General features: G+C 68.5%; 23 protein-coding genes and 2 pseudogenes. 20 read left to right on the top strand and 5 right to left on the bottom strand.

The window, feature by feature from the left end; all coding sequences use genetic code 11:
* Positions 1-5 precede the first annotated feature (5 nt).
* Positions 6-1,532, bottom strand: coding sequence for an aldehyde dehydrogenase family protein (locus tag NNI01S_RS17750; RefSeq protein ID WP_084488951.1), 1,527 nt, complete (start codon positions 1,530-1,532; stop codon positions 6-8).
* 364 nt (positions 1,533-1,896) lie between these two features.
* Between NNI01S_RS17750 and NNI01S_RS17755 the strand changes: the two genes are divergently transcribed.
* From NNI01S_RS17755 to NNI01S_RS17765, 3 genes are read left to right on the top strand one after another with little or no spacing between them, the layout of a single operon-like run.
* Positions 1,897-2,880, top strand: coding sequence for a daunorubicin/doxorubicin resistance ABC transporter ATP-binding protein DrrA (locus NNI01S_RS17755; protein WP_063021247.1), 984 nt, complete (start codon positions 1,897-1,899; stop codon positions 2,878-2,880).
* Positions 2,877-3,701 (top strand): ABC transporter permease, encoded by an 825-nt coding sequence (locus tag NNI01S_RS17760; protein ID WP_063021248.1) that lies wholly within the window; start codon positions 2,877-2,879, stop codon positions 3,699-3,701. The genes NNI01S_RS17755 and NNI01S_RS17760 overlap by 4 nt, the downstream gene beginning before the upstream one ends.
* Positions 3,698-4,576, top strand: a complete 879-nt coding sequence (locus NNI01S_RS17765) for an ABC transporter permease (protein WP_063021249.1) — start codon at positions 3,698-3,700, stop codon at positions 4,574-4,576. The genes NNI01S_RS17760 and NNI01S_RS17765 overlap by 4 nt, the downstream gene beginning before the upstream one ends.
* Before the next feature lie 17 nt (positions 4,577-4,593).
* Here NNI01S_RS17765 and NNI01S_RS17770 read toward each other — a convergent pair whose 3' ends face one another.
* Positions 4,594-5,790: a lycopene cyclase family protein gene (locus tag NNI01S_RS17770; RefSeq protein WP_063021250.1), complete on the bottom strand. Its 1,197-nt coding sequence runs from the start codon at positions 5,788-5,790 to the stop codon at positions 4,594-4,596.
* Positions 5,791-6,012: 222 nt separating this feature from the next.
* On the opposite strand from NNI01S_RS17770, the gene NNI01S_RS17775 reads away from it, so the two are divergent.
* From NNI01S_RS17775 to NNI01S_RS17785, 3 genes are read left to right on the top strand one after another with little or no spacing between them, the layout of a single operon-like run.
* The gene (locus NNI01S_RS17775) at positions 6,013-7,017 is read left to right on the top strand and encodes an alpha/beta hydrolase (RefSeq protein ID WP_063021251.1); all 1,005 of its coding nucleotides are present in this window, start codon (positions 6,013-6,015) and stop codon (positions 7,015-7,017) included.
* 17 nt (positions 7,018-7,034) lie between these two features.
* The gene (locus NNI01S_RS17780) at positions 7,035-7,970 is read left to right on the top strand and encodes a lipase family alpha/beta hydrolase (RefSeq protein ID WP_063021252.1); all 936 of its coding nucleotides are present in this window, start codon (positions 7,035-7,037) and stop codon (positions 7,968-7,970) included.
* 43 nt (positions 7,971-8,013) lie between these two features.
* Positions 8,014-8,766 carry an ATP-binding cassette domain-containing protein gene (locus NNI01S_RS17785; RefSeq protein ID WP_063021253.1) on the top strand — a complete coding sequence of 251 codons (753 nt, stop codon included), beginning with the start codon at positions 8,014-8,016 and terminating at the stop codon, positions 8,764-8,766.
* Here the strand turns inward: NNI01S_RS17785 and NNI01S_RS17790 are convergent.
* Positions 8,741-9,217, bottom strand: coding sequence for a hotdog fold domain-containing protein (locus tag NNI01S_RS17790; protein ID WP_063021254.1), 477 nt, complete (start codon positions 9,215-9,217; stop codon positions 8,741-8,743). The genes NNI01S_RS17785 and NNI01S_RS17790 overlap by 26 nt on opposite strands.
* A gap of 438 nt (positions 9,218-9,655) precedes the next feature.
* On the opposite strand from NNI01S_RS17790, the gene rpsJ reads away from it, so the two are divergent.
* The 12 genes and pseudogenes from rpsJ to NNI01S_RS17850 all read left to right on the top strand — a co-directional run bounded on the left by rpsJ (position 9,656) and on the right by NNI01S_RS17850 (position 15,959).
* Positions 9,656-9,961 carry a 30S ribosomal protein S10 gene (gene rpsJ / locus NNI01S_RS17795; protein ID WP_003938093.1) on the top strand — a complete coding sequence of 102 codons (306 nt, stop codon included), beginning with the start codon at positions 9,656-9,658 and terminating at the stop codon, positions 9,959-9,961.
* A gap of 14 nt (positions 9,962-9,975) precedes the next feature.
* On the top strand, positions 9,976-10,641 hold the full coding sequence (rplC, locus tag NNI01S_RS17800; RefSeq protein WP_062971941.1) for a 50S ribosomal protein L3: 666 nt from the start codon (positions 9,976-9,978) through the stop codon (positions 10,639-10,641).
* On the top strand, positions 10,638-11,348 hold the full coding sequence (gene rplD / locus NNI01S_RS17805) for a 50S ribosomal protein L4 (protein WP_063021255.1): 711 nt from the start codon (positions 10,638-10,640) through the stop codon (positions 11,346-11,348). The genes rplC and rplD overlap by 4 nt, the downstream gene beginning before the upstream one ends.
* On the top strand, positions 11,345-11,650 hold the full coding sequence (gene rplW / locus NNI01S_RS17810) for a 50S ribosomal protein L23 (protein ID WP_029923608.1): 306 nt from the start codon (positions 11,345-11,347) through the stop codon (positions 11,648-11,650). Before rplD ends, rplW begins: the two co-directional genes overlap by 4 nt.
* Positions 11,651-11,683: 33 nt before the next feature.
* Entirely contained in the window at positions 11,684-12,520 is an 837-nt protein-coding gene (gene rplB / locus NNI01S_RS17815; protein ID WP_063021256.1) for a 50S ribosomal protein L2, read from the top strand.
* A gap of 15 nt (positions 12,521-12,535) precedes the next feature.
* Positions 12,536-12,817, top strand: a complete 282-nt coding sequence (rpsS, locus tag NNI01S_RS17820) for a 30S ribosomal protein S19 (protein WP_043719741.1) — start codon at positions 12,536-12,538, stop codon at positions 12,815-12,817.
* On the top strand, positions 12,814-13,218 hold the full coding sequence (gene rplV / locus NNI01S_RS17825) for a 50S ribosomal protein L22 (protein ID WP_063021257.1): 405 nt from the start codon (positions 12,814-12,816) through the stop codon (positions 13,216-13,218). The genes rpsS and rplV overlap by 4 nt, the downstream gene beginning before the upstream one ends.
* Positions 13,219-14,013 carry a 30S ribosomal protein S3 gene (rpsC, locus tag NNI01S_RS17830; protein ID WP_043687258.1) on the top strand — a complete coding sequence of 265 codons (795 nt, stop codon included), beginning with the start codon at positions 13,219-13,221 and terminating at the stop codon, positions 14,011-14,013.
* Between the two features lie 3 nt (positions 14,014-14,016).
* Positions 14,017-14,433 carry a 50S ribosomal protein L16 gene (gene rplP / locus NNI01S_RS17835; RefSeq protein WP_063021258.1) on the top strand — a complete coding sequence of 139 codons (417 nt, stop codon included), beginning with the start codon at positions 14,017-14,019 and terminating at the stop codon, positions 14,431-14,433.
* A complete protein-coding gene (gene rpmC, locus NNI01S_RS17840) occupies positions 14,433-14,672 on the top strand; it encodes a 50S ribosomal protein L29 (protein WP_040864843.1) in 240 nt (79 codons plus the stop codon). Before rplP ends, rpmC begins: the two co-directional genes overlap by 1 nt.
* 20 nt (positions 14,673-14,692) lie before the next feature.
* Positions 14,693-14,941: pseudogene (gene rpsQ / locus NNI01S_RS17845) on the top strand (30S ribosomal protein S17); the annotation flags it as partial.
* A 205-nt stretch (positions 14,942-15,146) separates the two neighbouring features.
* On the top strand, positions 15,147-15,959 hold the full coding sequence (locus NNI01S_RS17850; RefSeq protein WP_063021259.1) for a phosphatase: 813 nt from the start codon (positions 15,147-15,149) through the stop codon (positions 15,957-15,959).
* Here the strand turns inward: NNI01S_RS17850 and NNI01S_RS17855 are convergent.
* Positions 15,949-16,854, bottom strand: a complete 906-nt coding sequence (locus NNI01S_RS17855) for an NAD-dependent epimerase/dehydratase family protein (RefSeq protein ID WP_063917545.1) — start codon at positions 16,852-16,854, stop codon at positions 15,949-15,951. The two genes, NNI01S_RS17850 and NNI01S_RS17855, sit on opposite strands and share 11 nt — an antisense overlap.
* Positions 16,855-17,060: 206 nt before the next feature.
* Between NNI01S_RS17855 and NNI01S_RS17860 the strand changes: the two are divergent.
* Positions 17,061-17,897, top strand: a pseudogene (locus tag NNI01S_RS17860) (SDR family NAD(P)-dependent oxidoreductase).
* Between the two features lie 75 nt (positions 17,898-17,972).
* Here the strand turns inward: NNI01S_RS17860 and NNI01S_RS17865 are convergent.
* Positions 17,973-18,368 (bottom strand): RidA family protein, encoded by a 396-nt coding sequence (locus NNI01S_RS17865; protein WP_063021261.1) that lies wholly within the window; start codon positions 18,366-18,368, stop codon positions 17,973-17,975.
* 96 nt (positions 18,369-18,464) lie between these two features.
* On the opposite strand from NNI01S_RS17865, the gene NNI01S_RS17870 reads away from it, so the two are divergent.
* Positions 18,465-19,439 (top strand): helix-turn-helix transcriptional regulator, encoded by a 975-nt coding sequence (locus tag NNI01S_RS17870; protein ID WP_063021262.1) that lies wholly within the window; start codon positions 18,465-18,467, stop codon positions 19,437-19,439.
* The last annotated feature ends 160 nt before the right edge of the window (positions 19,440-19,599 follow it).

A 19,599-nucleotide genomic window follows, 5' to 3' on the forward strand; every position in this document is an offset into this window, starting at 1 on the left:
TCGTCTCAGGGGCGGCGGCCGTGCCGGATCCGGAAGATCATCTTGGCCAGCCGCAGGTGACGCGGGTGCCGATCGAACGTGGAGAGGTTCACCGGCGCCTGGTACCGCTTGCGGGTGATGGCCAAGGTGCGGCTGAACTCCCGCAGCCCCTGGTCGCCGTGGCTGTGGCCCTGGCCGTACTCGCCGACGCCACCGAAGGGCAGCGCGGGAATGCCCGCGTAGGCGGTCGAGGAGTTGATGGTCACCACCCCGACACGAAGTTGCTCGGCGAACGCCTCGATCTCGTGCACATCCCGGGTGAACACCGACACCGCGACATCGGTGCCCACCGCGTTGATCCGCTCGGCGGCCTCCTCCATGCTCGCCACCTTGTTCACGATGAGCACCGGGCCGATGCCCTCGCCCGTGATCGCGATGCTCTCCTCCGGCACCTCGGCCAGCACGATCGGCTCGATGTAGGGGTCGCGGATGGAGTCCAGCCCGCCGACCACGGCGCGACCGCCGCGGGCCACCGCGTCGCGCACCTGCCTGCGCACCACGTCGATCTGGGACTCCAGGATCATCGGGCCGTAGGACGCCTTCCGGTCGGCGCCCGGCCGCAGCTTGCGGGCCTGGTCCGCGACCAGGTCCAGGAAGCGGTCGTAGACCGACTGGGCGACGTAGGCCCGCTGGACGCCGGTGGCGTTCTGTCCGGCGTTGGCCATCGCGCCGAACACGGCGGCCTCGGCGGCGTCGTCCAGCTTCGCGTCGACGTGCACGACCATGCTGCCCTTGCCGCTGCGCTCCACGACGACCGGCGTCATGGTCTGCGCGCACACCGAGATCACCTCGCGTGCGCCCGCCTCGGAACCGGCGTACGCGATCTTGTCGACCTTCGCCCGGCACAGCGCGGTGCCGGTGGCTTTGTCCCCGGTGACCACTTGCAGCACCGGCTGGTTCGGCGCGAGCCGCGACCAGCTGTCGGCCAGCCACACGCCCACGCCGGTGGTCAGCTCGTGCGGCTTGAACACCACGGCGTTGCCCGCCGCCATCGCGTAGGCGATCGAGCCCATCGGAGTGAACACCGGGTTGTTCCACGGGCCGAGCACTCCGACGACGCCCAGCGGCAAGTAACCGACCGTGGCCCGCTGGTTGCGGGTGAGCCAGCTGGAACCGATGCGCCGCCGGTCCAGCGTGCGGCTCGCGTTGCGCGCGGCCCAGTCCAGGTTCTCCACCGCGAGCAGAACCTCGATGGCGGCGTCCGCCTCCGGCTTCCCCGTTTCCTCGCACAGCAGAGCCACCAATTCGCCGGAGCGCCGGGCGATCTCGCGCTTCCAGTCCAGCAGCCAACGCTTCCGTCCGGCGAATCCCAGCTCCGCCCACCACTTTTCGGCGGAGCGGGCCGCACGCACCGTGCGGTGCAACTCGCCGGAACTCATCACGGCGTAGTTGCCCACGACCTCACCGGTGCGCGGATCGTAGGACGTCAGCACGTTCGTTCGGCCCGTTCCTCCCGGACGCGCCGCCAACCCTGGCTGCGCGGACTCGGCCATGATCACCTCTCGCAGTGTCGAAACCAACGTGCGGACCGTTGAACAGGCCCACAGCCGCGGACGAGTGAGTGTTTTCCCCCGCAAAGCAGACTATGGTCTGGCGCAGCGGGCCGACAAGGCTCGGCCGCCGGCTCCGGGCCGCACCGGATCGCGCTCACCAGCGCCGATCCCTTGCGTGGTGGACGGGTGGCGAGAAATGTGAGTAAGGACACACCAGGCGCACGCTGGTGCGGGTACCGCGCGCGACGCGAAAGCCCGCGCGATCGGGCCGGTAACATCACGCCGAGCGCGACGGATCACCAATCCGGGCGTGCGCTTGCGCTCGGGCGACCTGGTCGCCGCACCGGTCGATAGTGGAGAGTTGATGCCGAGTTCCAACCAAGCAGATTCGCATGCGAGTGAGCCTGCGGTCCGGGTAGCGGACGTTCGCAAGTCGTTCGGCGATGTGCATGCGCTGCAGGGCGTCAGCTTCGTCGCCGAACGCGCCTCCGTCCTCGGCATCCTCGGGCCCAACGGCGCGGGCAAGACGACCATGGTGAAAGTGCTGTCCACCTTGCTGCGGCCCGACTCGGGCACCGCCGTGGTCGCCGGATACGACGTGCTGCGGGACCCGGCGGGCGTGCGCCGCTCGATCATGATGACCGGTCAGTACGCGGCGCTGGACGAGAACCTCTCCGGCCGGGAGAACCTCGAGCTGTTCGGACGGCTGATGGGTCTGGGCAAGGCCGCGGCCCGCAAGCGCGCTGACACCTTGCTGGAGGAATTCGATCTTGTCAGCGCGGGCCGCCGCGCCGTGCGCCACTATTCGGGCGGCATGCGCCGCCGCGTCGACATCGCCTGCGGTCTGGTGGTGCGTCCCGAGGTGGTGTTCCTGGACGAGCCGACCACCGGTCTGGACCCGCGGAGCAGGCAGGGCGTCTGGGACCTGGTGACCGCGCTGAAGACGCAGGGCATAACGGTGCTGCTCACCACGCAGTACCTGGAGGAAGCCGACGTGCTCAGCGACAACATCATCGTGATCGACAAGGGCACGGTGATCGCCGAGGGCACCGCCGACGAACTCAAGGAGAAGACCGGCGGCAGCTACTGCGAAGTCGTCCCGCTGGATCCGAAGAAGCTGCGCACCGCCGCGTACGCGCTGGGCGACCTCGTTCCGCCCGCGGTGCTGGCCGACCTCGACGGCGGCGACCGGCTGTCCATCCCCGCGCCGGAGGGTGCGGCGACGCTGACCGAGGCGCTGCGCAGGCTCGACAGCGCCGGTGTCGATCTGGCCGACATCGCGCTGCGCCGCCCCTCGCTCGACGACGTGTTCCTGTCCATCACCGGCCACTCGGGCGGGCGCGCGTGACCGCTGCGACAGCTCCGGAGCAGACTCCGGCCGAGGCGACGTTGTTCGCCGAGCTTCCCGCGCCGCGGCTGTCGTCGTTCGCGCAATGGCGCGCGCTGACCGGCCGCATCGTGCGCACCATGGCGACCAAGGGCGAACTGATCGTCGCGATGGTCACGCCGCTGATCTTCACCCTCGGCTTCTACCTGCCGCTGCGCTACGTGATGAAAATCCAAGGCGTCGACTACGCCCAGTACGTCATGCCGATCATCGTGCTGCAGACCATGGCCTTCACCATGATGTCCAACGCGCAGCTGGCCGCGTTCGAGGCCATGACCGGTCTGAGCACCCGTCTGCAGACCATGCCCATCGGCATGCTGGTGCCGTTCACTTCGCGGATCTGCGCCGGCCTGGTCCGTTCGGTCACCTCGCTCACCGCGGCGGTGCTGTTCGGGTACCTGATCGGCTTCCGCTTCGTCGCGGGCGTCGGCCAGGCCGTGCTGTTCTGCGCGTTCTCCCTCGCGGTCGGCACGGTGCTCGCGATCGGCGCCGACGGGCTCGGCAGTCTGACCAAGAGCCCGGAGTCGCTGAGTCAGGCGCTGACCCTGCCGACGCTGATCTTCGGCATGCTCTCCTGCGGGTTCGTGCCGGAACGCAACTTCCCGGAGTGGATTCGCCCGTTCGTGCGCAACCAGCCCATCTCGCAGTTCTCCTTCGCCTTGCGCGACATGGCGGCCGACGGGGTGACCTGGCATGTGCTGTGGGTTCCGCTGGTGTGGTTGATCGGGCTGGCGGCGGCGTTCTTCCCGTTGGCGATCTGGGCGAGTGTGAGGCGGTCATGAGTTCGGTGGAATCGACCGTGGAACGCGTCGACCAAGCGGCCGAGCAGGCCGAGGTCCGAGCGACCGAACCCCTGCCCGTCGTCCGGGCACGGCCGGAAGGCTCACTGGTCACCTGGGTGGCGCAGAGCCTGATCCAGTGCAAGCGGCTGCTGCTGATCTGGGCGCGTGACCCGGCGACGACCATCCAGACCCTGGTCTATCCGGCGCTGACCCTGCTGATGTTCTACATCGTGCTGAACAAGCCCGTGTCCGGAGCCACCGGCATGCCCGCGGTGTACGGCACGGTCCCGCTGCTGACGTTGGTCGCGGCGATGTCCGGTGCGGTCGTCAGCGCCCTCGGCTTCAAGACCGAGAAGATGACCGGGCTGCTCGGCCGGTTCTGGACTATGCCGGTGCACCGTGCGGCCGGTTTCACCGGCCGGCTGCTGGCCGAGGCGATCCGCGTTCTGGTGACGACGGTGTTCGTCGTGGCGGTGGGCCTGCTGCTCGGCTTCCGCTTCGGTCAGGGGCCCCTCGCGGCGGTGGCGCTGATCGGCATTCCGGTGCTGTTCGGCGTCGCGTTCGCCGTTCTGGTCACCGCGCTGGCCACCGTGTCCGAGGGCGTGATGCTGGTGAACATCATCGGCATGGTCAGCACGCTGCTGATGTTCTTCAACTCCGGTTTCGTCCCGGTCTTCGCCTACCCGGTCTGGTTGCAGGACGTGGTGGAGCACCAACCGATGAGCTGCGCCATCGACGCGATGCGCGGATTGTCCTATGGCGGTGCGGTCGCCGACCCGCTGCTCGAGACGCTCGCCTGGACGCTCGGCATCATCGTCGTCTTCGCCTACCCCGCGGTCAGGGGATACCGGCGGGCAGCGGAAACCGGGCCCTAACCGCCCGCGGCGCCGGGTCACCGGACCCGGCGTTCGGCCTCCTCTCGTGGTTCGGCGAAGTCGTAGTCCAGCCAGCGGTTCCGGTTGGTCCACCCGACCAGGTCGTAACGCCAGTGGAACGGCCAGGTGTGCGCCACCGTGTTGAACAGCACCGCGCCCAGAGCGGTGTAGTCGTCGTGCGCGGAGAGCAGGGCGCGCTGACCGCGCGGGGACGCGCTGAAGAACGCGTCGAACATGGCGACGGACTGCTCGGTGGTGAGTCTGCCGAGGCCGTAGAGCCCCCGCATCCGCATCCAATACACCAGTCGCGCCCGCGGCGGCCACAGCGCGGCGATCGGGTCGCCGCCCTGTCGCAGCGCGGTGATCGCGGTGTCCACCAGCGCCAAGGAGTCGGCGACGCTGTACCCCGTGCACGGATGCATCATGCCGCCGCGCGAACCGAACGGGATCGCGCGCGCCTCGCCCTTGCGCGGCGGCGGCTGGTCGAGCGGATAGTGCGCCGCCTCGCTCGGTTCGGCTCCGGTGAGGCGGATGCCGTGCGCGGCGAGGCGCGCGAGCGTGCGCCTGCGCAGTTCGCGCTGTGGCATGCCGCCCCGGAGGCCGAGGCTGGTCTCCTCGAAGATCACCGTGCCGTCGCCGAGCGGCACCGCGTAGAGGAACGACGGCGGCTCGTCCGGGCCCGCGCCGTTCTCCGGTCGCCAGTCCAGCAGCAGTCCCGAGCCTTCGGCGACCATCGGGGCGGCCGTGTCGGCGTCCACGAAGATGCCGTGGGCGCTGGCCGCCCGGCGGCGTCCGAGCGGGGGCAGGCCCCGGGTGTCGAACACCGCCGCCGCCCGATGCACCGTGCCGCCGGCGAGTTCCACCTCGTGCGCGTCCACCCGGGTGGCGCGGCCCGCCACGACGGTGACGTCGTCGAGCGGCAGCGCCGCGCGCAGACCGGGCTTGGACAGCACGCAGTAGGGCCGGTCGATGCGATGTTCGGACTTCGTCCAGACCGTGGGCGCCGGAATGGTGGTGGCTATGGCCGTGGACGGCAGCCATTGCGGCAGCTCGTCCACCCAGCAGGAGAAGGTGGGCGGCCACATCCGGTCCGGGCGCGGGTCTATCGCGATCACCGACAGCCCGGCACGCATGGCGCGGTGCGCGAGCGCCTGCCCGGTGGGGCCGAGCCCGACCACGCACACATCGACTTCCCGGCCCGCGCTGACACCCATAGTGGCATTCAATCCGGTCGGCCGACGCGAGCGCAACTATTCGAAGCGGGCGAGCCCAAGGAATTAGGGTCTCGCTTTTTTCGCCCCATCGGTGGAATTCACGTTTTTCGCGCATGCCCCCAGAATCGGTGGCCCAGCAACTTCAGTCGTGTTTCGGCTCGCGACGCACCATAGCCTGGGCTCGGAACGCGAGGCGTTCCGGGATTCGGGATAAGGGGAGTCATGAGAGGAAGCCACCTCCGCCGGCTGGTGTTGTCGGCGGTCGTCGCCGGTGCCGTCGCATCGGCAATGGTTTCGGTGCGGGCAGCAGCGGCGCCCGCGGAGTCTTCTATCGTCTCCGTGCAGGAACACGATGCGCGGAGCCTGACATTGACGGTGCATTCCGCCGCGATGGATCTCGATATCCCGGTGGAAGTGCAGCGCGCCGCGGACACCAGCGTGCCGCGTCCGGTGCTGTATCTGCTGCTCGGCGCGGCCGGCGGCGTGGACGGCTCCACCTGGGCGACCAAGACCGATGCGATGCAGTTCCTCGCGGACAAGAACGTGCACGCGGTCACGCCGATCGGCGGCATGTTCAGTTATTACGCGGACTGGCAGAAGGACGACGCCAGACTGGGCCGTCAGAAGTGGCGGACCTTCCTGAGCAGCGAACTGCCTCCACTGATCGACTCGTATCTGGGGACCAGCGGGCGCAATGCCCTCGCGGGATTCTCGATGTCGGGGACCACGACCCTCGCGCTCGCCGCGACCACGGGTGACCTGTTCTCCAGCGTGGCCGCCTACAGCGGCTGCGCGCAGACCAGCGATCCGGTCGGCCGCGAATTCGTCCGGCTGACCGTAGAGGAATGGGGTCTCGCCGAGCTGGACAACATGTGGGGGCCCGCGGGCGATCCGCAGTGGGTGGCCAATGATCCCTACGTGCAGGCGGAGGGGCTGCGCGGGAAATCCATTTACATCGCCAGCGGGAATGGCATGCCCGGCGTCTACGACCGGTACGGCGGAAAATACTCGCTGAACGGTCCGTGGGGATTCGCGAATCAGCTCGTCGTCGGCGGGGTGATCGAAGCGGCCACCAATTATTGCTCGCACAACATGAAAACCCGGCTGGACGGCCTCGGCATTCCCGCGCGATACAACTTCCGCCCGGAAGGAACCCATTCCTGGGGTTATTGGGAGGACGCGCTGAAGGATTCGTGGCCGACGCTGACCGCTGGATTGGGAATCTGAACAGCCGGGAATTCGAGATGACTCTTCGCTTCCGGGCCGCGCGTTTCGCCGGCCTCGTGATGGTCGCCGCCGCCGCGGCGTTGCCCCTCGCGCCGAGCGCGGCCGCCGCTCCCGAGACGCCCGCGCTGGACGGCGCCAACGACTGGTCCTGTCGCCCCACGCCGCAACGGCCGGAGCCGGTGGTGCTCGTACACGGCTCTGGTACCGACATCGGCCGCAGCTTCGCCCTGCTCGCGCCCGCCATCCGGGCCGAGGGGCATTGCGTGTTCGCCGCGAATCTCGGTGCCGCGCCGGGCGTCGTCGACGCGGTGAGCGGCCAGAGCGGCTCGAGTTCCACCGGCATCGGGCCGATCGGCGCCGCCTTGCTGGGCCGCGTGGTCTACGGCGTGGCCGACATCGGCCGGATGGCAGGTGAACTCGCCGAGGTCGTACGGTCGGTGCGGGAAACGACGGGGGCGAGCCGGGTGGCGCTGGTCGGCCACTCCACCGGCGGCACCGTGATCCGGCAGTACCTGCGCGCTCGCGGCGGGGAGGCGGTGTCCCAGGTGGTGACCCTCGGAACGCCCTATCGCGGCTCGACCTGGGCCGGATTACGCGGCACCTATCCCGACCTGGCCGCCATCGGCCTCGACGACGCGCAGATCGCGGCCCAGGTCTTCGGAGCCCCGGGGCAGCAGCAGGTGGTCGGGTCATCGCTGCTGAACCGGTTGAACGCGGGAGGCGAGACCGTCCCCGGTCCCCGGTACACGGCCATCGCCTCCCGCGCCGACCGAGTGATCACGCCGCAGGACACCGCCCTGCTCGCCGCCCCCGCCCCCACCGACCGCAACGTCTGGCTGCAGGAGGGCTGCTCAGGCAACGCCGCCGACCACAGCGGCATGCTCGAAGACCCGCGCGCCGCCGCCGCCGTTCTCTCCGCGCTCGCCGGGGATCGACGAGCGTTGCCCTGCTGAGCGCGCCCCGGCCGGACCGAACGCACGAAGATGGAGAACCTCGGTGAGTCTCGGCATTACTTGTAGCGGGCTGCGCCGCGAATTCGCCGGAGTCGCGGTGATCGACGGCGTGACCTTCCGCGCGCCTGCGGGCCGGGTCACCGCGGTGGTCGGACCGAACGGCGCGGGGAAGACGACGCTGTTGTCGATGCTCGCCGGTCAATTGCGGCCGCACCGAGGGTGGCTCCGCGTGGAGGACGCGGATCCGAGCGTCGAACCATGGGTGGTCCGCTCCCGGGTCGGCTGGGTCCCCGACGTGTACGAGGGAAGCATCACCTGGACCGTTGCCGACACCGTGGCGTTCTCGGCGAAGATCGCGGGCCACAGCGGAGACACGGCCGAAGAACTCGTCGACCGGGCACTGCATCTCGTGCGTTTGGCCGACTCCGCCGCCACGCCGGTTCTGCGTCTGTCCCGGAGTGCGAAGAAGTGGCTGAGCGTGGCCAGAGCGCTCGCCGCGGGTACGACGGCGCTCGTCCTGGACAACCCGATGGCCGACTTGGACCACGACGGTCGTCGCTATCTGGCCGGAATGCTGCGAGCGCTCGCGCGCCAGGACATGACCATCGTCGTTTCGGCTTGTCTCACCGACGATCTCGCCGGATGCGCGGAGAGCATCCTGCACATCGATCACGGGCGGCTCGTCGCCGTCGACGCGTCGGCGCCGGCCCCGGTCGATCCGGGCCGGACGGCCTGCGCGGGACCGGACGCGCGCGGCTCGCGGAGGCCGGCTACTTCGGCGTCACCCAGGTCGTGATGTCGGCGTGCACCACCTCGCGGCCGTGCTTGTCGTAGATCGAGACCGGCACCACCACCTCGCGCCCTTCGGTGATGCTCGCGAAATCGGGGATCTCGGCCAGCTCCGCGACGGCGCGCAGGCCGGTCTCGGCCTTGGCCAGATATTGCACGTTCATCGCCTTGGGAATCCACCGGTGCGTCGCGGGTACCGTCGCCTCGCTCAGCATGCCCATCGCGACCTCGGCGAGATTGCACGCCGCGATGGCGTGGAAGGTGCCCAGATGGTTGTGGATGCCGAACCACTTCGGCGAACTCACCTCGCACAACCCTGGTTCGAGCCGGACCACGTTCGGCAGCACGGTGCCGAAGTAGGGCACCCGCGCCACCATCCCGAGCGAGAACAGGGCATGCCCCAGCCGGTTGTCGGGCAGCTTCTTCCAGCCGCGGTAGGTCGCGGTCTCTTTTGCCATACGCGTATCTTACTCAAAAGTAAGTTCCTGGACACCCCACCGATTTGAAGTGACTCGCGGGGGTCGTGCATACTGTTCGGGTTGCCCTGCACCGGGTCATGTCCGTTTCCGCGTGAAACGGGTGGCTGGGCGGGGCGAGCAGTACCCCATCGTGTACCTCGCCGGGCTTCCGGCGTGGGTACGTCCGGGACAGTGTTCCAGACCTGAGATACGTCAGCGATCCGAGGCCGAGGAATGAGCGGACGGGCGACACGCCCGACCGCGTGGACCGGAGAACCATGACAGATGAACAGCGGCGAGGATCGAGCATGGCTCGGTCGTGGTCTCCACCGTGTGGGACGTCTTCGTGTGTTCGGGCTGTGCAAATGAGGGTGGTCCAGAGGACTGGTGTAGCCGGGCTTCGGATCACGAAGGAAAGCGGAGAAAAGGACACTTAGCGTGGCGGGACAAAAGATCCGCATCAGGCTCAAGGCCTATGACCACGAGGCGATCGACGCATCGGCGCGCAAGATCGTGGAGACGGTGACCCGCACCGGGGCACGCGTCGTCGGCCCGGTGCCGTTGCCGACCGAGAAGAACGTGTACTGCGTCATCCGTTCGCCGCACAAGTACAAGGACTCGCGCGAGCACTTCGAGATGCGTACGCACAAGCGCCTTATCGACATCCTCGACCCGACGCCGAAGACGGTGGACGCGCTCATGCGCATCGACCTGCCGGCCAGCGTCGACGTCAACATTCAGTGACGGGGACTCGAGACATGACTGACAACAAGAACAGGCCGGCCGCCGGCATCCTGGGCACCAAGCTCGGCATGACCCAGGTCTTCGACGACAAGAACCGCGTCGTTCCCGTGACCGTCATCAAGGCCGGGCCGAACGTCGTCACCCAGATCCGCACCGAGGAGCGCGACGGCTACAGCGCCGTCCAGGTCGCCTTCGGCGCCATCGATCCGCGCAAGGTGAACAAGCCGGTCTCCGGCCAGTTCGCCAAGGCGGGCGTCACCCCGCGCCGCCACGTCGCCGAGATCCGCGTCGCGGACGCCTCCACCTTCGAGGTCGGCCAGGAGATCAGCGCCGACGTGTTCGAAGAGGGCAGCTACGTCGACGTCACCGGCACCAGCAAGGGCAAGGGCTTCGCGGGCACCATGAAGCGCCACGGCTTCCGTGGTCAGGGCGCCTCGCACGGTGCGCAGGCCGTGCACCGCCGTCCGGGTTCGATCGGTGGCTGCGCCACCCCCGGCCGCGTGTTCAAGGGCATGCGCATGTCGGGCCGGATGGGTAACGACCGGGTCACCACGCAGAACCTGTCGGTGCACAAGGTGGACGCCGAGAACGGCCTGCTGCTGATCAAGGGAGCGATCCCGGGTCGCAAGGGCGGCGTCGTGATCGTCAAGAGCGCCGTGAAGGGTGGTGCGCACGCATGACGAGCTCAGCTGTGAACACTGAGAAGAAGTCTGCAAATCTCACGCTGCCGGTCAAGGAGATCGGCGGCAAGACCAACGGCACCGTCGACCTCCCCGCGGAGATCTTCGACGTGACCGCCAACATCGCGCTGATGCACCAGGTCGTCGTGGCCCAGCAGGCCGCCGCGCGCCAGGGCACGCACGCGACCAAGACCCGCGGCCAGGTCTCCGGCGGCGGCAAGAAGCCGTACCGGCAGAAGGGCACCGGCCGCGCCCGCCAGGGCTCGACCCGCGCGCCGCAGTTCACCGGCGGTGGCACCGTGCACGGCCCACAGCCGCGCGACTACAGCCAGCGCCTGCCCAAGAAGATGAAGGCCGCCGCCCTGCGTGGCGCGCTGTCGGACCGGGCGCGCAACGAGCGCATCCACGTGATCACCGAACTGGTGGCGGGCCAGGCCCCGTCCACCAAGACCGCCAAGACCTTCCTGGCCGAGCTGTCGGACCGCAAGAAGTTCCTGGTCGTGGTGGGCCGCGAGGACGTCGCCGCGTGGAAGAGCGTGGCGAACCTGCAGAACGTGCACCCGATCGCTCCCGACCAGCTCAACACCTACGACGTCCTCAACAGCGACGAAGTGGTGTTCAGCGTCGAGGCGCTCAACGCGTTCGTGCACGGCCCCGCGGAGTCTCCGCAAGACACTGCGGCGATTGCACAGGAGGAGAGCAAGTGACCACCATCGCCGACCCCCGCGACATTCTGCTGGCGCCGGTCATCTCCGAGAAGTCCTACGGACTGATCGAGGAAGGCACCTACACCTTCCTGGTGCACCCGGACTCCAACAAGACGCAGATCAAGATCGCCGTGGAGAAGGTCTTCGGTGTGAAGGTGACCAGCGTCAACACCGCCAACCGTCAGGGCAAGCGCAAGCGGACCCGCTTCGGTTACGGCAAGCGCAAGAGCACCAAGCGCGCGCTCGTGACCATCTCGGCCGACAGCAAGCCCATCGAGATCTTCGGAGGCCCGGTCGCGTAAGCGCCCGGGAATCCAGAAAGCAGAGAAGAACTCATGGCAATCCGTAAGTACAAGCCGACTACGCCGGGCCGTCGTGGTGCCAGCGTCTCGGACTTCGCCGAGATCACCCGGTCGACTCCGGAGAAGTCGCTGCTGCGTCCGCTGACCAAGTCCGGTGGCCGCAACGCGCACGGCCGGATCACCACCCGGCACCGTGGTGGCGGGCACAAGCGCGCCTACCGCCTGATCGACTTCCGTCGCCTGGACAAGGACGGCATCCCGGCCAAGGTCGCGCACATCGAGTACGACCCGAACCGCACCGCGAACATCGCGCTGCTGCACTTCGTGGACGGCGAGAAGCGCTACATCATCGCCCCCAAGGGCGTGACGCAGGGCACCCGCATCGAGTCCGGCCCGACCGCCGACATCAAGCCGGGCAACAACCTGCCGCTGCGCAACATCCCGACCGGTACCACCATCCACGCGGTGGAGCTGCGTCCGGGCGGCGGCGCCAAGCTGGCCCGCTCGGCCGGCATGAGCATCCAGCTGCTGGGCAAGGAAGGCCCCTACGCCACGCTGCGTATGCCCTCCGGTGAGATCCGCCGCGTCGACGTGCGCTGCCGCGCCACCGTCGGCGAGGTCGGCAACGCCGAGCAGTCGAACATCAACTGGGGCAAGGCCGGCCGCATGCGCTGGAAGGGCCGCCGCCCCACGGTCCGTGGTGTCGTCATGAACCCGGTCGACCACCCGCATGGTGGTGGTGAGGGCAAGACCTCCGGTGGTCGCCACCCGGTCTCGCCGTGGGGTCAGCCGGAAGGCCGCACCCGCAAGCCCAACCGTCCGAGCGACAAGCTCATCGTCCGCCGTCGCAAGACCGGCAAGAAGCGCTGAAGGAGGAGGTAAGAAATGCCACGCAGCCTCAAGAAAGGCCCGTTCGTCGACGACCACCTCCTGAAGAAGGTGGACGTGCAGAACGAGAAGGGCACCAAGCAGGTCATCAAGACCTGGTCGCGTCGTTCGACCATCATTCCCGATTTCATCGGGCACACGTTCGCGGTGCACGACGGCCGCAAGCACGTGCCGGTGTTCATCTCGGACAACATGGTCGGGCACAAGCTCGGTGAGTTCGCGCCGACCAGGACGTTCAAGAGCCACGTCAAGGAAGACCGGAAGAGCAAGCGGCGATGACGACGACCGAGACTCAGAACCCGACTGCGCGCGCGACCGCCAAGCACGTTCGCGTGACCCCGATGAAGGCACGCCGTGTCGTGGACCTGGTCCGCGGCAAGCGCGTCGAGGACGCCCTCGCCCTGCTGAAGTTCGCGCCCCAGGCCGCGAGCGAGCCGGTCGCCAAGGTCGTCGCCAGTGCCGCGGCCAACGCCGAGAACAACCTCGGCCTGAACCCGGCCACGCTGGTCATCTCGACCGCCTACGTCGACGAGGGGACGACCCTGAAGCGGTTCCAGCCGCGTGCCCAGGGCCGTGCGTTCCGCATCCGCAAGCGCACCAGCCACATCACCATCGAGGTCGAGAGCATCCCCACCGCCGGTGGAGCCACTCGTAACCGCCGGAAGGGAGGGGCAAAGTAAATGGGACAGAAGATCAATCCCCACGGCTTCCGCCTCGGTATCACCACCGACTGGAAGTCGCGCTGGTACGCGGACAAGCAGTACGCGGACTACGTGAAGGAAGACGTCGCGATCCGCAAGCTCCTGGCCACCGGCATGGAGCGGGCCGGCATCTCCAAGGTCGAGATCGAGCGCACCCGTGACCGTGTACGGGTGGACATCCACACCGCGCGTCCCGGCATCGTGATCGGCCGCCGCGGCGCCGAGGCCGACCGCATCCGCGCCGAGCTGGAGAAGCTCACCGGCAAGCAGGTGCAGCTGAACATCCTCGAGGTGAAGAACCCCGAGTCGGATGCGCAGCTGGTCGCGCAGGCCGTCGCGGAGCAGCTGTCCAACCGTGTGGCGTTCCGTCGCGCGATGCGCAAGGCCATTCAGTCGGCCATGCGTTCGCCGAACGTCAAGGGCATCCGTGTGCAGTGCTCGGGCCGCCTCGGCGGCGCGGAAATGTCGCGCTCGGAGTTCTACCGCGAGGGTCGGGTGCCGCTGCACACGCTGCGCGCCGACATCGACTACGGCCTCTACGAGGCCAAGACCACCTTCGGTCGCATCGGCGTGAAGGTCTGGATCTACAAGGGCGACATCGTCGGTGGCAAGCGTGAGCTCGCCGCCGCTGCCGCCGCGCCCGAGCGTCCGCGCCGGGAGCGGCCGAGCCGCCCGCGTCGGTCCGGTTCCACCGGCACCACGGCGACCAGCACGGAGGCCGGACGCGCCGCCACCGCGGTGGCCGACGCTCCGGCAGAGACACAGGAGGGCTGACGCATGCTGATGCCTCGCAAGGTGAAGCACCGCAAGCAGCATCACCCGGGCCGTTCCGGAACGGCCAAGGGCGGCACCTCGGTGGCGTTCGGCGATTTCGGCATCCAGGCGCTGGAGCCGGCGTACGTCACCAACCGGCAGATCGAGTCGGCGCGTATCGCGATGACTCGCCACATCCGCCGTGGCGGCAAGATCTGGATCAACATCTACCCGGATCGCCCGCTGACCAAGAAGCCCGCCGAAACCCGCATGGGTTCGGGTAAGGGTTCGCCGGAGTGGTGGGTCGCGAACGTCAAGCCCGGTCGGGTGATGTTCGAGATGAGCTACCCCAACGAGGAGACCGCTCGTGAGGCCCTGCGCCGCGCGATGCACAAGCTCCCGATGAAGTGCAGGATCGTGACCAGGGAGGAGCAGTTCTGATGGCTACCGGAACACCGGCCGCAGAGCTCCGCGAGCTCACCGAAGAGGAGTTGGTGGCCAAGCTGCGCGACTCCAAGGAAGAGCTGTTCAACCTGCGCTTCCAGATGGCGACGGGTCAGCTGGACAACAACCGTCGTCTGCGCGTCGTCCGTCACGAGATCGCGCGCATCTACACGGTCATGCGTGAGCGCGAGCTCGGTCTGGCCACCGGACCCGCTGGCAAGGGAGATGCCGCATGAGCGACAAAGTAGAAGGGCAGCGCGGCACCCGCAAGGTTCGTGTCGGTTACGTTGTCTCGGACAAGATGAACAAGACGATCGTCGTCGAGCTGGAAGACCGTAACCGGCACCCGCTCTACGGCAAGATCATTCGCACCACCTCGAAGGTGAAGGCGCACGACGAGAACGAGATCGCCGGCATCGGCGACCGCGTTCAGCTGATGGAGACCCGTCCGCTGTCGGCCACCAAGCGCTGGCGTTTGGTCGAGGTCCTGGAGAAGGCCAAGTAAGCCTGCTCCACGGCGTGAAACCCCAAGGCCCGCTTCCCCTCCCGGGAAGCGGGCCTTCGCCGTATCCGGGTGCGCCTGGGGAATTCCCTCGCTGTACACCCTGGATCGGTACTGTCTGGTCGTGTTGCGGGTGGCGATCGGGTCCTGGCCGGACCGGTGACCGACGGCGCCGACGGCCGATGCGGAGGTATGAGCGGTGGGGAATGTGACTCGACCTGACCAGCCCTATGACCGGGCGCTGTTGCGCGAACACCTACTGAAGACGCGGATCGCGGGGGATGTCGCGACGCCTCGGGAGGGGAATCTCGCGAACTACCGCAAGATGGTGCAGAAGGACCCGGGGTACCAGTTCGGGCTGACGCTGAAGGATTGGACGTTCGCCGAGACTCTGGAGATGATGGCTCGGCAGTGCGGGGTCAGCCCCGATCCTCGGCATGTGCGGGGTGCGGACACCATCGACGTCGACCTGACGCTCGACGCGCTCGACGCGATGGGGGCGCGGATCGGGGTCGCGGCCCGACGCCGCGAGACCGTGATCTTGGCGACCGGGCATCCGGACACGCTCATGGGCGTCTATCGCGCTGTCGAGGACGCGCTGCGAGCGGCAGGGTGCGCGGTGCTCACGCCTGCCGCCGGATGGTCCTACCTGGTCACCACAGCCTTCGGCCCGCAGAATCGCGAAATCGTCTACACCTCGGGCGTCGCCGCGCTCGGCACCGACGGGACGCTGCGGCACACCCATGACCCGCACCCGATGCGGGCGGTCCTGCGGGAACTGCGCGATGCCGCGACCGGCCACTGGCCCGACTTGGTGGTCGCCGATCACGGCTGGGCCGGAGCCGCGGGGGAGGCGGGCGTCGAGACCGTCGGATTCGCCGACAGCAACGATCCGGCGCTGTTCGCCGGGCAGGCCGAAGGCAAGATCGCGGTCACGGTGCCCCTGGATGACGGCGTCCACCCGGACTACTACGAGCCGATGATCGCTTACCTGCTCGACCGGGCCGGGGTCACCGACTGAGGTCATCCTGATGGCGAGTGTCGCGCACGATGGTGTCGAGGTCGGAATTCGCCGGAACCCAAGCTAATTCGGCCATCGCCTTGGCGGGGTCGCTGATCAGGGCGGCCGGTTCGGGCGCCGGTGGCCGGTGGGTCAGCTGGATCCGGCGGCCGGTCCGGCGCTCGACCGCGCCGACGACGTCGAGAATGCTGCTGCCGCGGCCGCTGCCGATGAGATAGCGACTGGTTTCGCCTGCCGGCGGCATGTTCTCGAGGCACGCGACGAAAGCCGCCGCGGCGTCGATGATGTGCAGATAGTCGCGAACCGCGGTGCCGTCGCCGTTGACCTCCAACGTCGAGCCGTTCCGCGCGGCGGTGAACGCCCGGGGGATCAAGCGCGTCGGATCGCGATCCACGCCACCGGCCACATTCATCAAGCGCAGCACGATAGCGGACAAGCGCCCCGTGCCCGCCTGCGAGCTGATCGCCCACTCGGCCGCCAACTTGCTCGCCGCGTACGGGTGCGGGGGCGCGTCGGGTAGACGCTCGGTCATCGGCTGCCGTTCCGGAGTTCCGTATATCGATCCGGTCGAAGCGAAGACCATCCGCGGGACTCCGGCGGCGAGCATGGCGTCCAGCAAGACGACGGTCCCGCCGGTATTGACGCGGAAGTACCGCAGCGGATCGGCCGTCGACTCGCGCGCCCGAGTCGAACCGCCGAGATGGCACACCGCGTCCACGCCGTCCAGCGCCCGGCGAAGCCCGGCCTCGTCCAGCAGGTCGGCGACCCGGGTCGTCACCTGCGGGGCCGAGCCGCTTGCACGAACCATCGCGATCGGCTCGTGCCCGGCTCTACCCAGCAGCTCGACAACCGCCCGGCCGATATACCCGTTCGCTCCGGTGACGAGAACGCGCACCACACGATCTTGTCATCGCGCAGGAGTCGCTGTTGCTCGGGGGAAGCCGCCACACCCAACTCTGCAAGAAGATGCGTTATACCGTACGTTCATGCACGCGAGCTGGGGCCGCCCGGCCCGTGATTCGGATGGCCGAATCCCTCAGCGGCGTTCCGCATTCGACGATGACCGGGCGCATCGGATCCGGGAAGCGAGAAGGATCGATCATGACTACGGAAACCACTGTGCGCCGCTGGCTGATCACCGGCGCGAACAGCGGCTTCGGCGCGGCGTTCACCAAGGCCGTGCTCGCTGCGGGTGACGAGGTCGTCGCGGCGGTGCGTCGGCCCGCGACCATGGCGGATGTCGTTGCCGCGCACCCGGGCCGGGTGCAGGTGGTGACCCTCGACATGCGGGACCCCGCGGCGGCCGAGCGCGCGGTGAAAGAGGCCGGACGCGTCGACGTGCTGGTCAACAACGCTGGTTACGGCGTCGTGGGCGCGATCGAATAAACCAGTCCGGCCGACGTGCGCGATGCGATGGAGGTCATGTTCCACGCCCCGCTCCGGTTGACCCAGTTGGTGCTGCCGCAGATGCGGGAACGCCGTGCCGGGTCGATCGTGCAGGTGACGAGCATGGGGGGATTCATGTCCTTCGCGGGCGTCGGCATCTACAGTGCCGCCAAGGGGGCGCTGGAGCTGGCCAGCGAAGCCCTCGCCCAGGAAGTGAATCCGCTGGGCATCCAGGTGCTCATCGTCGAGCCCGGCGCGTTCCGCACCGGTTTCGCCAAACCCGCCGCGTTGGCTATCAGCTCCGCGATCCCCGACTACGCAGCCACGGCCGGCGCCGTCCGCGACGGCCTGCCCGACTCCGATCAGCAGCAGGAAGGCGACCCCGACAAAGCCGCCGCCGCGGTTCTGGCCACCGTCGGCCGCCCCGGCGCACCACTGCGCCTGGCGTTGGGGCCCGATGCCATACAGGGCATCCGGGGCAAGCTGGCCCAGGTCGCCGCCGACCTCGATGCCACCGCCGAGCTGGGATCGAATACAGGCTTCGACTCCTGAGATCGACACGGCGGCCCGCCGGTCACGCACCGGTGGGCCGCCTCGCCGTTCGGCAGCGGTGGCCTGACGGTCGCGTCAGGCGACGGCGGTCGCCTCCAGCTCGACCATCTGGCCGGGGATCGCCAGCCGTGTCACCCCGAGCATCGTGGTGGCCGGCGCCACCCCAGCGGCGCCCAACCGCGATGCCAGCACGCCGTAGTGCGGGAAGAGCAAATCGACGTCGGTGGTGTAGACGTTGAGCCGGACGAGGTTCGCGAGGGACATGTCGGCCGCGCCGAGCACGGCCTCCAGGTTGTCGAGGCTCAGCGCCAACTGTGCCGCCATGTCACCGTCATGCTGGGGCTTGCCGTCGCCGCTCATCGCGGTCTGCCCGGAGCAGTACAGGGTCCGGGTGTGCCCGGAGACGAGCTCACCCTGGTTGAATCCCATCGCCGCCGACCACGTCACCGGGTTGACCGCTGTTCGTTCCATCATCAGTTCCCATCGATTCCGTCGAGAATTCGTACGTCCCTGAGCCTTCCAGCAAATCACGACATCTTCGGTCGTGTATTCCGGTACGTTTCTCGTATGCGCGCCGACCGGTTGGTCTCGCTGGTGTTGCTGCTGCGTCAGCGCGGTCGGTTGACGGCGGACACGCTCGCCCGCGAGCTGGAGGTATCCACTCGTACCGTGCTGCGCGACATCGAAGCCCTCTCCGCGGCAGGCGTGCCGGTATACGCCGAACGCGGCCGGCACGGCGGTTTCGCCTTGTTGCCGGGTTTTCAAACCGAGCTCACCGGCCTGAATCACGACGAGGCGCTCGCCCTGCTGGTCGCCGGATCACGACGCGGCGCGCAGGTATTCGGTCTCGGTTCGGCGCTCGCTTCGGCGATGCTCAAGGTGGTCGACGCGCTGCCCGCGAGCTATCGGGCCATCGCGAGCGACGCGGCCCAGCGATTACTCATCGAGCCGGAGACCGATCTGCTGTCGCGTCGGCTGGTGGCCGATGAGGTGCCCGACACCGTCGTGACCGAGGTCCGGCGCGCGGTGTTCGCCGCACACAAGCTGCGCATCCACTACGCGGCGGCGGACCAGGCGCCGAAGTGGCGCACGGTGGACCCGATCGGCCTGGTCACCGTGCGTGGCCAGGGCTACCTGCTGGCCATGAGATCAGGCGCGGACCGCACCTACCGGCTGTCGCGGGTGCTGGCCGCCGAGGAACTTCCCGAACCCGCACAGCGACCGAACCGGGTCGATCTGGACCGGGCCTGGCAGGAACGCAGCACGCGGTTCCGGATCGGCGGCGACCAAGTCACCGTGCTGGTGCGGGTGAACCCGGCGCGGCGGGAGGAACTGGTGAGCACCGCACTGGCCGTCCGCGCCGAGGAAGCCGACGCCGACGGCCGCCTGCGGCTCGAGGTGACCTTCCAGGACGCCCGACACGCCGAATGGGCGCTGTGGCAGCTCGCCACGGACGCGGAAGCTCTGGCCCCGGAGTCGTTGCGCATTTCCCTGCGCGACCGCGCCGTCGCGATCGCCGCTTGCTACGGCGAGTCGTCCTGAGCGTTGTCGCGTGCTGATACCGAGCATGCGATTCGGACCGCCTCGCGCTGATGGTGACTCGTCCTGCGGGGCGGGGGATGAAGCGGTGACTTCCGTGGTTGGGTGGCTTCCATCGAGGGCCGCCCTCGGTACCTCGAACACGGCCATCCGGTGGAGCGGG

The sequence above is a fragment of the Nocardia niwae NBRC 108934 = DSM 45340 genome (assembly GCF_001613465.1).
Taxonomy (GTDB): domain Bacteria; phylum Actinomycetota; class Actinomycetes; order Mycobacteriales; family Mycobacteriaceae; genus Nocardia; species Nocardia niwae.

Excerpts from the sequence above, each read along its gene's own strand:
- NNI01S_RS17750 (WP_084488951.1), bottom strand. The coding sequence starts at position 1,532 with ATGGCCGAGTCCGCGCAGCCAGGGTTGGCGGCGCGTCCGGGAGGAACG.
- NNI01S_RS17755 (WP_063021247.1), top strand. The coding sequence starts at position 1,897 with ATGCCGAGTTCCAACCAAGCAGATTCGCATGCGAGTGAGCCTGCGGTC.
- NNI01S_RS17765 (WP_063021249.1), top strand. The coding sequence starts at position 3,698 with ATGAGTTCGGTGGAATCGACCGTGGAACGCGTCGACCAAGCGGCCGAG.
- NNI01S_RS17770 (WP_063021250.1), bottom strand. The coding sequence starts at position 5,790 with ATGGGTGTCAGCGCGGGCCGGGAAGTCGATGTGTGCGTGGTCGGGCTC.
- NNI01S_RS17775 (WP_063021251.1), top strand. The coding sequence starts at position 6,013 with ATGAGAGGAAGCCACCTCCGCCGGCTGGTGTTGTCGGCGGTCGTCGCC.
- NNI01S_RS17780 (WP_063021252.1), top strand. The coding sequence starts at position 7,035 with ATGACTCTTCGCTTCCGGGCCGCGCGTTTCGCCGGCCTCGTGATGGTC.
- NNI01S_RS17790 (WP_063021254.1), bottom strand. The coding sequence starts at position 9,217 with ATGGCAAAAGAGACCGCGACCTACCGCGGCTGGAAGAAGCTGCCCGAC.
- rplC (WP_062971941.1), top strand. The coding sequence starts at position 9,976 with ATGACTGACAACAAGAACAGGCCGGCCGCCGGCATCCTGGGCACCAAG.
- rplD (WP_063021255.1), top strand. The coding sequence starts at position 10,638 with ATGACGAGCTCAGCTGTGAACACTGAGAAGAAGTCTGCAAATCTCACG.
- rplB (WP_063021256.1), top strand. The coding sequence starts at position 11,684 with ATGGCAATCCGTAAGTACAAGCCGACTACGCCGGGCCGTCGTGGTGCC.
- rpsS (WP_043719741.1), top strand. The coding sequence starts at position 12,536 with ATGCCACGCAGCCTCAAGAAAGGCCCGTTCGTCGACGACCACCTCCTG.
- rplV (WP_063021257.1), top strand. The coding sequence starts at position 12,814 with ATGACGACGACCGAGACTCAGAACCCGACTGCGCGCGCGACCGCCAAG.
- rpsC (WP_043687258.1), top strand. The coding sequence starts at position 13,219 with ATGGGACAGAAGATCAATCCCCACGGCTTCCGCCTCGGTATCACCACC.
- rplP (WP_063021258.1), top strand. The coding sequence starts at position 14,017 with ATGCTGATGCCTCGCAAGGTGAAGCACCGCAAGCAGCATCACCCGGGC.
- rpmC (WP_040864843.1), top strand. The coding sequence starts at position 14,433 with ATGGCTACCGGAACACCGGCCGCAGAGCTCCGCGAGCTCACCGAAGAG.
- NNI01S_RS17865 (WP_063021261.1), bottom strand. The coding sequence starts at position 18,368 with ATGGAACGAACAGCGGTCAACCCGGTGACGTGGTCGGCGGCGATGGGA.
- NNI01S_RS17870 (WP_063021262.1), top strand. The coding sequence starts at position 18,465 with ATGCGCGCCGACCGGTTGGTCTCGCTGGTGTTGCTGCTGCGTCAGCGC.